Here is a 13,581-nt window from a genome sequence, read left to right on the forward strand (position 1 = left end):
GACGCAGCCTGGCCGTCCGATGCCGGAACTCGCTGCTCCCAGGACGCCCCCTTGAATCACAGCACCTTCGGTCTGTACGACCCTGCCCTCGACCACAGCGACTGCGGCGTCGGCTTCATCACCCGGCTCGACGGAACACCGAGCCACGACGTCATCCGCAAGGGCGACGAGGCGCTCCGCACCATCCCGCACCGCGGCGGCAAGTCCGCCGAGGGCGTCGGGGACGGCGCGGGCGTGAACGTGGACCTGTCGGCGGAGTTCTTCGGCGCGATCACCGGCGAGGAACTGCGCGCCGGGCACTTCGGCGTCGCCAACTGCTTCGTGCCGGTCGACGGCGAACGCCGGGCCGCGGCGATCGACCTCGTGGGCCGGAGCATCGCCGAGCAGGGCTTCGACGTTCTCCTCGTCCGCGATGTACCCGTCGACCACACCGTCGCCTGCCCCGCCGCCGAGCAGTACCAACTGCCCATCGTGCAGTGGGTGTTCCGGGCGCCCGAGAGCTGGGGGCGCGAAGGCGTCGACTCGGCCGCCAACCGTGCCCTGCTCGCCGTGGAGGCCGTGGCCTACGCCGACGGTACGACGTACGCGGGGCTGTACGTGCTGTCGCTCAGCGCCCGCACCCAGGTGCTCAAGGGACGGCTCAACTCCGGAGAGGTCATCGGGTACTTCCGCGACCTCGTCGACCCCCGGCACTCCGTGCGCTCGCTCTACTTCCACACCCGGTTCTCCACCAACACCGAGCCGCACCCGACCATGGCCCAGCCGTTCCGGCTCATGGCGCACAACGGCGAACTCAACACCGACCGCAAGAACCGCCTCAGCGACGAGGCCCTCGCGCGGGCCCGGACCCGGAGCATCGTCCGCCCGCCGGGCCAGTCCGACTCCAGCCGGCTCGACCAGACCCTCCAGAGCCGCGTGTTCGACGACGGCCTGGACCTCGTCGAGGCGGTCGTGTCGCTCATGCCGCCCGCCTGGGAGAACGACCGCACGCTGCCCGCGGCCACCAGGGACATGCTGGAGTACTTCTCCCTGTACGAGGAGAAGAACGACGGCCCCGCCGCCCTCATCTTCAGCGACGGCGACGTCGTCGGCGCCCGCCTCGACCGGCTCGGCCTGCGCCCGCTGCGCACCGTCGAGACCGCCGAGTACCTGATGGTGGCCTCGGAGGCCGGTCAGGTCGCCTTCCCCGACGACGAGGTCGTGCACCGGGGCCGTATCGAGGCCGGCGGCATGCTCGTCGTCGACCACCGCACCGGACGCCGGCTGCGCACCCGCGAGGTGCTGGACGCCCTCGCCGCCCGCCGCCCGTACAGCGAACTGCTCACCTCCGCCCGGGTGAATCTCGACGACCTGCCCGCCCCCGACTACTACCGCGGCACCACGACGCTCGGCTACGACGGCGACCTGACCCTCGCCGGGCGGTACGTGGCGTACTCGCTGAACCAGGAGAGCTTCCGGTTCATGCTCGACCCGATGCTCGCCGACGGGTCGGAGCGGATCTCGGCGATGGGCTACGGCAACGCCATCAACGCGCTCAGCGACACCGAGGGCGGCATGGCGAAGTACTTCTCGCAACGCTTCGCCCAGGTGACCAACCCGCCGCTGGACAGCATCCGCGAGGCCGACGGCATGAGCATGCGGGTCGCGCTCGGCCCCAAGCCCGACGGGACCGCGCACAGCGGCGGCCGCCAACTCGTCGTGTCCTCGCCCGTGCTCGGGCACCTCGACATGGTCCGGCTGCGGGATCAGCGGATCGTGCCGCTGAAGCGGTTCGCCATGCTCTACGAGCCGGTCGCCGGGGACGAGACCGCCAACGCCGACGCCCTGCGCGCCGCGCTTGGGCAACTCTGCGACGACGTCGAACGGTTCGCGTCCGACCAGGGCGGCATCGCGCTCCTCACCGACCGGGCGGTCTCCTCGACGCGCGCGCCGCTGCCGGTCATCCTCGCCGTCGCCGCCGTCAACCAGCGGCTCATCGAGACCGGGCTGCGGCTGCGCGTCTCGCTCGTCGCGGAGAGCGGACAGCTGGCCTCCTCGCACCACGTGGCGACCGCCCTCGGCTTCGGCGCCTCCGCCGTCTACAGCCTCAGCGCACGGCTGCGCGCCGAGGAGAAGTTCCCGAGCGCGGCCGCCCCCGCCGGTGAGATCACCGCGACCGACCGGGCGCTGGCGAAGTTCCGCAAGGCCGCCGAGAAGTCCCTCGCCAAGACCATGGGCCGGGTCGGCCTGTGCACCGCCGAGAGCTACATCGGCGGCGAGTTCTTCGAACCGAACTACCTCGACACCCGCGACGACGTCTTCGCCCGGACCTTCCCGCACATGGACGCCCCGGTCGGCGGTGTCGGGTTCGCCCGGATCGCGCAGGCCGCCACGGACTGGCACGAGCGCGCCCGAACGGTCCAGGGCGAGCAGCAGATCCCGCTGCTCGGGCTGTTCAAGGAGCGGTCGGACGGCGCCGGGCACTCCTTCGGGGTCACGGCCGTGCGCGGCTTCGGCGACATGGTCGAGGAGCGGCCGGAGTTCGGGAAGCCCGAGGACTCCGACGCGCTCCGGCTGCTCACCCTCGGCCAGCTCGACGACGCGTTCGGCATCACCGACACCGCCTACCGCAACACCGGGTACGACGCGCTCAGCGACGCCGAGATCGACGCGTTCCGGATCACCCCCGGGTACCGCGCCTTCCTGCGGACCACGCACGAGGAGCGCTCGCGCCGCCCGGCCGCGCTGCGGGACGTGCTCGCACTGCCCGCCGACGTCACCGGACTGCGTACGGTCGAGGACTTCGCCCGGGAGTTGGGCCGGTTCTCGACGGACGGGAACGCGAGCGTCACGGTTCGGGGTGTCGCCGTCTCCCGCACGGAACAGGGCACCTTCCGACTGCGCCTTGCCGCACCGGACCTCGACCGCCACACCGCCCTCGCCGAAGCGCTCGCGCACCTGGGCGAGGCCGAGATCCTCGCCGTGGGCGCCGACGGCGTCGACGTCGCCCCCGCCGGTACCGAAGCCCGCCTCCTGGCTCTCCTCGACAGCGACAGCGCCCCCGCCGGCGTCCCGCTCGACGAGGTCCAGCCCGCGCACGAGATCACCCGGTCCCTCGCCTCCGGCGCCATGAGCCACGGCGCGCTCGTGGCCACCGCGCACGAAGCCGTCGCGCACGGCACGAACATGGTCGGCGGCATGTCGAACAGCGGTGAGGGCGGCGAGCACCACACCCGGTACGGCACCATCCGCGGCTCACGGATCAAGCAGTTCGCCTCCGGCCGGTTCGGCATCTGGGCGGGCTATCTCGCCGACCCGATGCTCGAAGAGCTGGAGATCAAGATCGGACAGGGCGCGAAGCCCGGCGAGGGCGGCCAGCTGCCCGCGCCGAAGGTCACCGTCGACATCGCGGCGGCGCGCGGCGGCACCCCCGGCATCGAGCTGATCTCCCCGCCCCCGCACCACGACACGTACTCCATCGAGGACCTCGCGCAGCTCATCCACGACTGCAAGGCGGCCCGGGTCCGGGTCATCGTCAAGCTGGTGTCCTCGGAGGGCATCGGCACCATCGCGGTCGGTGTCGCCAAGGCCGGCGCGGACGTCATCAACGTCGCCGGGAACACCGGCGGTACCGGCGCCGCGGCCGTCACCAGCCTCAAGTACGCGGGCCGTTCGGCGGAGATCGGCGTCGCCGAGGTGCACCAGGCGCTCGTCGCGAACGGGCTCCGGCAGAAGGTCGTCCTGCGCTGCTCCGGAGCGCACCAGACCGGCGGCGACGTCGTCACCTCGGCCCTCCTCGGCGCCGACAGCTTCGAGTTCGGTACGACCGCGCTGATGATGCTCGGCTGCGTCATGGCGAAGAACTGCAACGTGAAGTGTCCCGCCGGACTCACCACGAACCCCGAGGTCTTCGAGGGCGACCCGCGCGCGCTGGCCCAGTACCTGCTCAACATCGCCCACGACGTACGCCAGATCCTCGCCCGCCTCGGTCTGCGGTCCCTCCGCGAGGCCCGGGGCCGCACGGACCTGCTCCAGCTGCTGGACCACCCCGCGAGCGTCGGCCGCCTCGACGTGCGCCGGCTGCTGGCGAGCGTGCCCGAGAAGATCGTGGCGGACCCGGAGTACCTGGAGAAGGACTTCACCACCGACGACGCCCTCATCGAGCGCGTCCGGGCGGCGCTCCTCGACCGGCGCGAGCCGTCCCTGCTCGTCGAGGGCATCCGCCTCGGCAACAGCGACAAGTCGGTGGGCGGACAGCTGAGCATCGACATCGAGCGGCTGCTCAACCACGAGAGCGCCTGCGACGGACCCGCCGTCACCACCGACGACCGCGGCCGCCGCCGCCTCGTCGACGACGCGGTCCGCATCCGCACCACGGGGTCCGCCGGCCAGTCGTACGGCGTGTTCTGCAACGACGGCATCACCCTCGAACACACCGGCACCGCCAACGACGGCGTCGGCAAGAGCCAGAGCGGCGGCCGGATCATCGTCCGGGCTCCCGGCGGCGGCAGCGCCGAACGCGGCGGCAACGTGCTCATCGGCAACTTCGCGCTGTTCGGCGCGACCGGCGGGCGGACGTTCGTGCAGGGCGAGGCCGGTGACCGGTTCGCCGTGCGCAACTCCGGGGCGACCGCGGTCGTCGAGGGTGTCGGCGACTTCGGCTGCGAGTACATGACCGGCGGCACCGTGCTCAACCTCGGCGGCTTCGGCAAGGGCCTCGGCAACGGCATGAGCGGCGGGTTCCTGTACCAGTACGACCCCTCGGGCGAGCTCGCCGGACGGGTGAGCGCCGACTCGCTGCTGGTGTTCCCGGTGACGGACACCGCGCGCGGTGCCTTCCACGAGGAGGCCGTACGACTGCTGCTGGCCTGGCATGCCGAGGCCACCGGCTCCGAGCTGGCGACCCGGCTCCTGCACGACTGGGACACCGAGCGGCAGCACGTGTACTGCGGGATGCCCCGCGCGCTGCTGCTCTACCAGGACTCCACGGAGATCCTCGCCGCGGCGACCCGGTCCCAGCTCCTCGACGAGCTGGCGACCTCCATCGCGACCGACAAGCTCCGCGCGTTCAAGGTCGACTACCGGGACCGCCGCACCGTGCTCGACGGCCGGGCCCCGGCCTTCGGCGACCAGGGCAGCGACGACATGTTCTCGCTGCTGTCGTCGTACACGGTGCTCGGCGTCGCGCAGGACCTCGCGCTCCAGCGGGTGCCGGGCGCGAGTGGCCCGGAGGACCCGCGCATCGCCGAAGCCGTGCGCAACCTCGTGCTCACCGAGGACTTCTTCGTCAAGCAGCGCGTGGTGAAGTACCTGCGCGGCACGCTCGACCGCTTCGACGACGGCGAACTCGCCACCCTCATCGCGATCAAGCGCCTGGACGACTACAAGCGCGCGCTCAAGCAGCGCAACAACCTCAGCGTGGACGCCCCCGGCACCTATGGCTGGATCATCCACCAGACCACCAAGAACGCCGGTCGCGTCCGCGCCGCCCGGTTCGACGAACTGCTCGCGAACGCCGCGCTGGAGGACATCGCCTCCCGCCGCGCCCCGCAGGCCCCGACCGAGGCGGTGACCGCATGACCGTCATGCCCCCGACCGGATCCCTCATCCCGGCCGACGCGCCCTTCTCCGCCCAGCAGGAGTCCTGGCTCGCCGGGTTCATCGCCGGCATCGCGGCCGCCGGACGCCGGGACAGTGCCGGCGCCGACGCGCCCGCGGCCACCGTCGACGTCCTGATCGGCACCCAGACCGGCAACGCCGAACTCGTGGCCGACGACATCGTCGCCGGTGCCCGCGCCCGCGGACTCGGCGGCCGGGCCACCGCCCTCGACGACGTCACCCCCGAGGCGCTCGCCGCGATGTCCCACGTCATCGTCGTCACCTCGACGTACGGCGAGGGCGAGATGCCCGACAACGCCGGGCTGTTCTGGGAGGCGCTCCAGTCCGACACGGCCCCGCGCCTCGAAGGCGTGCGCTACTCGGTCCTCGGGCTCGGCGACCGCGGCTACGACGACTTCTGCCAGGCCGCCAAGCTCATCGACACCCGTCTGGAGCAGCTCGGGGCGACCCGGCTGCACGAACGCGTGGACTGCGACGTGGACTTCGAGGAGCCGGCGGCAGAGTGGACGGCCGCGGTCCTGGACCTGGTCGCCGCCGAGACCGGCGCGAAGGGCACGGGCGCCGCGGAGGCACCGAAGAAGCCCCGCTCCCAGTGGAACAAGCGCACCCCCTACCCGTCCCGGCTCGCCACCAACCGGCTCCTGTCCGCCCCGCACAGCGCGAAGGAGATCCGCCACTACGAGTTCGACCTCGGCGACAGCGGCATCACCTACGAGGCGGGCGACGCGCTGGCCGTCGTACCGGTGAACGACGACGCACTGGTCGGAGCGCTGCTGGAGCACCTGGGCGCGAGCGGCGATCGGGAGACCGCCGAACTCCTGCGCACCGAACGCGAAATCCGCACCCCCTCCAAGGAGTTGATCGCCGACCTCGTCGAGCGGGCGCCCGCGAGCGAGTTGGCCTCGGTCGTCGCCCACGGCGACCGGTCCGACCTCGACTCCTGGCTCTGGGGCCGGGACGTGCTCGACCTGCTCCGGGACGCCGGTCCGACCGCACCAGGGCTCGCCGAACTGCTGCCGTTCCTGCGGCCGTTGCAGGCCCGCCAGTACTCGATCTCGTCGAGCCCGCTCGCCCACCCGGGCAGCATCCACCTCACCGTCGCGTCCGTGCGGTACGACAGGTACGAGGGCGTGGCATCGACGTACTTGGCGGATCGGGTCGGTGCGGACTCGACCGTAGGCATCTACCTCCAGCCGAACGCCGCCTTCAGCGTGCCGGCGGACGACGACTCGCCCGTGATCATGATCGGCCCCGGCACCGGCATCGCCCCCTTCCGCGGCTTCCTCCACGAGCGGGCCGCGCGCGGCGCCTCCGGACGGAACTGGCTGTTCTTCGGAGACCAGCACCGCGAGACCGACTTCGTCTACGAGGACGAGCTGACCGAGCTCCAAAAGCGCGGTGTGCTCACCGAGCTGGACCTCGCCTTCTCGCGCGACCAGGCCGAGAAGATCTACGTACAGACGCGGATGCGGGAGCGGTCACGGGAGCTCTACGCGTGGCTGGAGGAGGGCGCGCACCTCTACGTCTGCGGAGACGCCTCCCGCATGGCGAAGGACGTGGAGACGGCCCTGCTGGGCGTCATCGCCGAGCAGCGCGGACGCGGGGACGACGACGCCGCGGAGTACCTCGCGGATCTGCGCCGGGCCAAGCGCTACGTACGGGACGTGTACTGAGCATGACGGACCAGCACGGTTGCGCGTTCGAGGGCTGCTGCCCCCGGCGGAACACCGGCGCACGGCTGATCGACCCGCGCATGCCGGAACTGGCGCGCTGCCTGACGCTCTTCCAGTACGTCCAGGCCGTCACCGGGGGACCGGTCGCGCGCATCGACCAGGCCGGCAGCTACGCCGTCCCGAGCCTGCGCGGCGACGCGTTCGCCGTGCACCCGGGCGAGATCGCGCTGCGTCTCGACGCGGACGGGGTGGACACGGCCGTCGTCGCGCGGGACGAGGGCTCGGTCGCCGTGCGCCTGCTCGACGCGGAGGGCCGGATCGTGCACGAGGGGCGGCTGCTCTCCGATGGGGACCGGCTGCTGGCCGGGCTCGCCCCCACGGTCCACGCCGGGGCGACGGCCGCGACACCTTCTCGGGTCCCCGGCGTACCGGCGTGGGAGAACGGCGACCAGCTCGCCCAGCTCGACGCGATCCTCGCGGACGGCGGGCTCGCCCGGCGCGCGGCGTTCGACCGCTACCGGGGCGAGCACCGGGACATCGACGTCGATGTCGTGCCCGCGGTGCTCGACCACGTCTGCTCCGTCGGGCTGCCGATCGGCGTCGCGGTGTTCGCCCCCTCGGCCATGCAGGCATGCGCCGGCCGGGTCCACGTCACCGACCGGACCACCGGCGGGCGGGTGTTCGCGGCGATCGCGCGGAGCTCGGTGGAGATCGACCTCGCGGGCGTCCGGGCCGGCCGGCTCGTCCGCTCCGCGGCGGCCCACGGCCCGACCTCGGCCCTCGAACTCGACGACGCGGACGGCCGCTGCGCCGCGGTCTTCACACAGTTCGGGATCGTGGGGGAGCAGGTGCACGCGGCGTGGGAGCACCTCGCGGCGTCGCTGCCCGGCGCATAGCCCGGTCGCACGGAAATTCAGGATCAACTTCCTTTGCACTCAGGTAGGTTCGGGCGCGACCAGTTGTTCGAAGAGAGGAACGCTGTCTTGCGCAAGCCCCATCGCCGACTGACGACCGTTCTCGGGATCGCCGCGGCCTCCGCTGCGGCGTTCGCCCTGGGCATCGCCCCGGCCCAGGCCGCCGGCGAGGTCTACGAGGCCTCCAACTCCATCATCTCGGCGAACGTCACCGCGAAGACGTACTTCGCCGCCGACGGCGAGATCCTCACCGCCCTCGACATGGCGAAGGACGGCCACGGCACCGCCGCCCAGTGGCGCTACAACTCCAGCTCCGCCACCCACTCGTACTACAACGGCTATGGCTACGCCGTCGCCCACGACTGGAACCTGTCCTTCGCCGAGGGCACCACCCTCCAGATCCGCGCCTGTCTCCAGGAAGGCTCCGACGGCACCCCGTACAGCTGCGGTGGCTGGGAGTACGCCAAGGCCTGAGCACCACCGGGCCCGAAGGGCGCACGGCAGTGAAGGGGCGGGCCCGCGGGCCCGCCCCTTTCGTGACCGCTTAGGGTCGAGGGCGTTCCGTCCCTCGTCGAGCCGGAGGTCGCCGCATGCGGATCTCGCAGCGGGCCCAGTCCGTCGCCCCGTTCTACGCCATGGAGTTCGGCAAGCATGCCGCCGCCCTGGAGGCCCAGGGCCACCACGTCGTCAAACTCAGCCTCGGGGAGCCCGACTTCGGCGCGCCCCCGGCCGTCGTCGAGGCGATGCGGACGGCCATGGACGGGCGGCCCATGAGCTACACCGAGGCCCTCGGGATGCCGTCCCTGCGGCAGGCGATCGCGGGGTTCTACGGCGAGCGGCACGGCGTCGACGTCGACCCGGGCCGTGTCGTCGTGACCGCCGGGGCCTCGGCCGCCCTGGTGCTGGGCGCGGCAGCCCTCGTCGACGCCGGGGACGAGGTGCTCATCGGCGACCCGTCCTACCCCTGCAACCGGCAGATCATGGAGAGCTTCGGCGCCCGGGTCACGCTCGTCCCGACCAGCGCGGCCTCCCGCTTCCAGCTGGACGCGGACTCCGTGCGGGCGCACTGGACGGACGGCACGCGCGGGATCATGGTCGCCACCCCGTCCAACCCGACCGGCACCTCGGTCCCGGAGGGCGAACTGGCCGCCCTGTGCGACCTCGCCCGGGAGCGGGACGCGTGGCGGATCGTCGACGAGATCTACCTCGACCTCGGCGACCACGACGACCAGGACCGGCCGCCGCGCAGCGCGCTCTCGCTCGACCCGGACGCCGTCGTCATCAACAGCTTCTCGAAGTACTTCGGCATGACCGGCTGGCGGCTCGGCTGGTGCGTCGTCCCGGAGATCCTCGTACCGGCGCTGGAACGCCTGGCCCAGAACTACTTCCTGTGCGCCTCGACCCCCGCCCAGCACGCCGCCCTGGCCTGTTTCACCCCCGACTCCCTCGCCGTCTGCGAGGAGCGGCGCGCCGAGTTCGGGCGCCGGCGCGCGCTCGTCCTCGACGGCCTGGCACAGCTCGGACTGCCGGTGCCCGTGCCGCCCGACGGGGCGTTCTACGTCTACTTCGACGTCAGCGGCACCGGACTCACCTCGTGGGAGTTCTGCGCCCGGGCCCTCCAGGAGGCGCATGTCGCGCTCACCCCGGGCCGGGACTTCGGGGTGGGCACGGCCGAGACGCACGTACGCCTGTCGTACGCGGCCTCCGCCGGGGAACTGCGCGAAGGGATCGCCCGCCTGGCGAAGTTCGTCGCGGCACTGCGGTAGCGCGTCGCTTCACGGAACGCACACACACCTCACCCGTGAGCTTTAAAGTTCAAGCGATAGGCTCTTCGCCAGTCGAGTGGGGGCGACGGAGCCCACGCGCCGCGCTGCTCACTTCCCCCCACGGATACAGGAGAGTCGTGTGAGCGACGGCGACGTAGTGGTGATCGGCGGCGGCTACGCGGGAGTCCGCCTGGCGAAAAAGCTGGACGGGACGGCGCGGGTCACGCTGGTGGACCGCAAGGAGGTCTTCTTCCACCGCATCGCCTCACTGCGCGCCGGGATCCGGCCGGAGTGGTCGGTGACGCCGTTCATCCCGTACGACCGGCTGCTGAACGGCGGCCGCGTGGTGCTGGGCAAGGCGCTGCGCATCGACACGGAGGCCCGGCAGGTCGTCCTGGCGACGGGGGAGCGGCTGCCGTACGACGTGGTGGTGATCGCCACCGGCGCCGACTATCCCGAACCGGCCCGCTTCAACGGGACCACCCCCGACGAGGCGCTGAAGGCCTTCGCCGGGCATCAGCAGGCGGTCGCCCGTGCCGGTCACGTCCTCGTGGTCGGCGGCGGGCCCTCCGGCGTGGAGCTGAGCGCGGAGATACGGCTGGCCCGGCCGGACGCCCGCGTCACGCTGGCCCACTCCGGGGCGGCGCTGCTGCACGGCACGGGCAGTGAGCGCGCCGGGCGCAAGGCGCTGGCCTGGCTGGAGGCGCACGACGTGGACGTGCGGCTGAACTCCTTCATGTCGCCCGGCTTCGACTTCGGCACCTATCGCGACGCGCACGGCAACGTCATGGAGGCCGACCTCTCCTTCTGGGCCACCGGCACCACCCCCAACACGCTCTGGCTGCGACTGGCCGGCCACGGCGACTGGCTGAACCCCTCCGGACACGTCAAGGTCGACCGCACGCTCCGGGTCGACGGGCGTCCGGACGTCTTCGCGGTCGGCGACGTCAACGACGCCACGGAGCTGAAGATCACCCCCGCCGCGCTGGCCCAGGCCGACCTGGCGTTCCACAACATCCGCGCCCACCTCCAGAGCTCCGGCAAGCACCGCAAGGAACCCCGCTTCTACCGGCCCGTCCACCGCACCCCCCTCATCGTCCCCTTCGGGGCGGCCGACGGCATGACCCTGCTGCCGGTGCCGGGCGGGGAGAGCGCGGTGCTGGGAGGACGGACGTCGGTGCTGGCGAAGGCGAAGACGCTGATGACGCCTTATATGCGGCGGCAGTTGGGGTACACGGCGGCGTGAGGTGGCGGAGAGGCTGAGCAGCACCAGGCGGCCGTCGGACGGATGACCGGCCCGCCTGAGCAGCCCGCGCCTCTCCAGCGTGCGGCACGGGAAACGGGGAACGCCCCGGCGGGCCCGTGAGGGCCGGCCGGGGCGTTCCCGGTGAGCGGATCAGGCTCGGATCGGACTCAGACCAGGTCGAAGCGGTCCGCGTTCGACACCTTGACCCACGCGGCGACGAAGTCCTTCACGAACTTCTCCTTCGCGTCGTCGCTCGCGTAGACCTCGGCGAGCGCGCGGAGCTCGGAGTTCGAGCCGAAGACGAGGTCGGCACGCGTACCGGTCCACTTGACCGCGCCCGAGGCGTCACGGGCCTCGAAGTGGTTCTGGTCCTCGGAGGTCGACTTCCACTCGATGCCCAGGTCGAGCAGGTTGACGAAGAAGTCGTTGCTGAGGACACCGGGGGTCTCGGTGAGGACACCGAGGGACGTCCCGCCGTGGTTGGCGCCCAGGACGCGCAGACCGCCGACGAGGACGGTCAGCTCGGGGGCGCTCAGGCCGAGCAGGTTCGCCCTGTCGAGCAGCAGGTACTCGGCCGGGAGGCGGTTGCCCTTGCCCTGGTAGTTACGGAAGCCGTCCGCGGTCGGCTCGAGGGCGGCGAACGACTCGGTGTCCGTGTGCTCCTCGGTCGCGTCGACGCGGCCCGGGGTGAAGGGCACCTCGACGGCGTGGCCGGCGTCCTTGGCGGCCTTCTCGACCGCGGCGGCACCGCCGAGGACGATCAGGTCGGCCAGGGAGACCTTCTTGAGGCCGGAGCCTGCGTTGAACTCGGACCGGACGCCCTCCAGGACCCGCAGGACCTGGGCCAGCTCGTCGGGCTGGTTGACCTCCCAGCCGGCCTGCGGCTGCAGACGGATGCGGGCGCCGTTGGCACCGCCGCGCTTGTCGCTGCTGCGGAAGGTGGACGCGGACGCCCATGCGGTCGACACCAGCTGGGAGACGGTCAGACCCGACTCGAGGAGCTTGGCCTTGAGGGCCGTGACGTCGGCGGCGTCGATGGCCTCGCCCTCGGCCTGCGGCAGCGGGTCCTGCCACAGCAGGGTCTCCTCCGGGACCTCCGGGCCGAGGTACAGGGACTTCGGGCCCAGGTCACGGTGGGTCAGCTTGTACCAGGCGCGGGCGAAGGCGTCCGCGAACTGGTCCGGGTTCTCGTGGAAGCGCTTCGAGATCTCGCCGTAGATCGGGTCGAAGCGCAGCGAGAGGTCGGTGGTGAGCATCGTCGGCAGCTTCTTGGAGTCGCTGTGGGCGTCGGGGATGATCGCCTCGGCGTCCTTGGCCACCCACTGGTTGGCGCCGGCGGGGGACTGGGTCAGCTCCCACTCGTAGCCGAAGAGGATGTCGAAGAAGTCGTTGCTCCACTGGGTGGGCTTGGTGGTCCAGGTGACCTCGAGCCCGGAGGTGATGGCGTCGCCGCCCTTGCCGGTGCCGTAGGTGCTGGCCCAGCCGAGGCCCTGGGCCTCGATCGGGGCGGCCTCGGGGTCGGCGCCGACGTTGTCCGCCGGGCCGGCGCCGTGGGTCTTGCCGAAGGTGTGACCACCGGCGATGAGGGCGACGGTCTCCTCGTCGTTCATCGCCATACGGCGGAACGTCTCGCGGATGTCGCGGGCCGCGGCGAGCGGGTCCGGGTTGCCGTTGGGGCCCTCCGGGTTGACGTAGATGAGGCCCATCTGGACGGCGCCGAGCGGGCTCTCCAGCTCACGGTCGCCGGTGTAGCGCTGGTCGTCGAGCCAGGTGGTCTCGGGACCCCAGTACACGTCCTCGTCGGCCTCCCAGACGTCGGCGCGGCCGCCGGCGAAGCCGAAGGTCTCGAAGCCCATCGTCTCCAGCGCCACGTTGCCCGTGAGGATCATGAGGTCGGCCCAGGAGATGGACTGGCCGTACTTCTTCTTGACCGGCCACAGCAGACGGCGGGCCTTGTCCAGGTTGCCGTTGTCCGGCCAGCTGTTCAGCGGCGCGAAGCGCTGCTGGCCACGGCCGCCACCGCCGCGGCCGTCGCTGATGCGGTAGGTGCCGGCGCTGTGCCAGGCCATGCGGATCATCAGCGGGCCGTAGTTGCCGAAGTCCGCCGGCCACCAGTCCTGCGAGGTGGTCAGGATCTCGGCGATGTCCTGCTTGACGGCCGCCAGGTCGAGGTTGCCGAACGCCTCGGCGTAGTCGAACTCCTCACCGAGCGGGTTCGCGACGACCGGGTCCTTCGCGAGGATCTTCAGGTTGAGCCGCTCCGGCCACCACTGACGGTTTCCGCCGCCCTGGGTGGGGTGTGCGGCGCGCTCGTGCGCGACCGGGCATTTACCTTCAGCGGCGCTGTTCTCGGACATGAGGGGTAATTCCTTCCGGGGTTTGGT

7 protein-coding genes and 1 pseudogene are annotated in these 13,581 nt (G+C 71.8%); 6 read left to right on the forward strand and 2 right to left on the reverse strand.

Going from position 1 to position 13,581, the window contains the following annotated elements; genetic code table 11:
- Positions 1 to 51: 51 nt before the first annotated feature.
- The 6 genes from ACIOHP_RS40425 (at position 52) to ACIOHP_RS40450 (ending at position 11,197) form a co-directional block, all read left to right on the forward strand.
- A complete protein-coding gene (locus tag ACIOHP_RS40425; protein WP_401895286.1) occupies positions 52 to 5,559 on the forward strand; it encodes a glutamate synthase-related protein in 5,508 nt (1,835 codons plus the stop codon).
- Positions 5,556 to 7,271 carry a sulfite reductase flavoprotein subunit alpha gene (locus tag ACIOHP_RS40430; protein WP_401895288.1) on the forward strand — a complete coding sequence of 572 codons (1,716 nt, stop codon included), beginning with the start codon at positions 5,556 to 5,558 and terminating at the stop codon, positions 7,269 to 7,271. The genes ACIOHP_RS40425 and ACIOHP_RS40430 overlap by 4 nt, the downstream gene beginning before the upstream one ends.
- Positions 7,272 to 7,273: 2 nt before the next feature.
- Positions 7,274 to 8,167, forward strand: coding sequence for a hypothetical protein (locus tag ACIOHP_RS40435; protein ID WP_401895291.1), 894 nt, complete (start codon positions 7,274 to 7,276; stop codon positions 8,165 to 8,167).
- An 87-nt stretch (positions 8,168 to 8,254) separates the two neighbouring features.
- Positions 8,255 to 8,659: a hypothetical protein gene (locus ACIOHP_RS40440; protein WP_361549161.1), complete on the forward strand. Its 405-nt coding sequence runs from the start codon at positions 8,255 to 8,257 to the stop codon at positions 8,657 to 8,659.
- A gap of 116 nt (positions 8,660 to 8,775) precedes the next feature.
- The gene (locus tag ACIOHP_RS40445) at positions 8,776 to 9,951 is read left to right on the forward strand and encodes a pyridoxal phosphate-dependent aminotransferase (protein WP_361549159.1); all 1,176 of its coding nucleotides are present in this window, start codon (positions 8,776 to 8,778) and stop codon (positions 9,949 to 9,951) included.
- 139 nt (positions 9,952 to 10,090) lie between these two features.
- Positions 10,091 to 11,197: an NAD(P)/FAD-dependent oxidoreductase gene (locus ACIOHP_RS40450; RefSeq protein WP_401895294.1), complete on the forward strand. Its 1,107-nt coding sequence runs from the start codon at positions 10,091 to 10,093 to the stop codon at positions 11,195 to 11,197.
- A 6-nt stretch (positions 11,198 to 11,203) separates the two neighbouring features.
- Here ACIOHP_RS40450 and ACIOHP_RS40455 read toward each other — a convergent pair.
- Positions 11,204 to 11,281: pseudogene (locus tag ACIOHP_RS40455) on the reverse strand (MarR family transcriptional regulator); the annotation flags it as partial.
- An 83-nt stretch (positions 11,282 to 11,364) separates the two neighbouring features.
- Entirely contained in the window at positions 11,365 to 13,554 is a 2,190-nt protein-coding gene (gene katG, locus ACIOHP_RS40460) for a catalase/peroxidase HPI (protein WP_361549155.1), read from the reverse strand.
- Positions 13,555 to 13,581: the final 27 nt, after the last annotated feature.

Source organism: Streptomyces sp. NPDC087859 (assembly GCF_044742595.1).
Taxonomy (GTDB): Bacteria; Actinomycetota; Actinomycetes; order Streptomycetales; family Streptomycetaceae; genus Streptomyces; species Streptomyces canus_F.

Excerpts from the sequence above, each read along its gene's own strand:
- ACIOHP_RS40430 (WP_401895288.1), top strand. The coding sequence starts at position 5,556 with ATGACCGTCATGCCCCCGACCGGATCCCTCATCCCGGCCGACGCGCCC.
- ACIOHP_RS40445 (WP_361549159.1), top strand. The coding sequence starts at position 8,776 with ATGCGGATCTCGCAGCGGGCCCAGTCCGTCGCCCCGTTCTACGCCATG.
- ACIOHP_RS40435 (WP_401895291.1), top strand. The coding sequence starts at position 7,274 with ATGACGGACCAGCACGGTTGCGCGTTCGAGGGCTGCTGCCCCCGGCGG.
- katG (WP_361549155.1), bottom strand. The coding sequence starts at position 13,554 with ATGTCCGAGAACAGCGCCGCTGAAGGTAAATGCCCGGTCGCGCACGAG.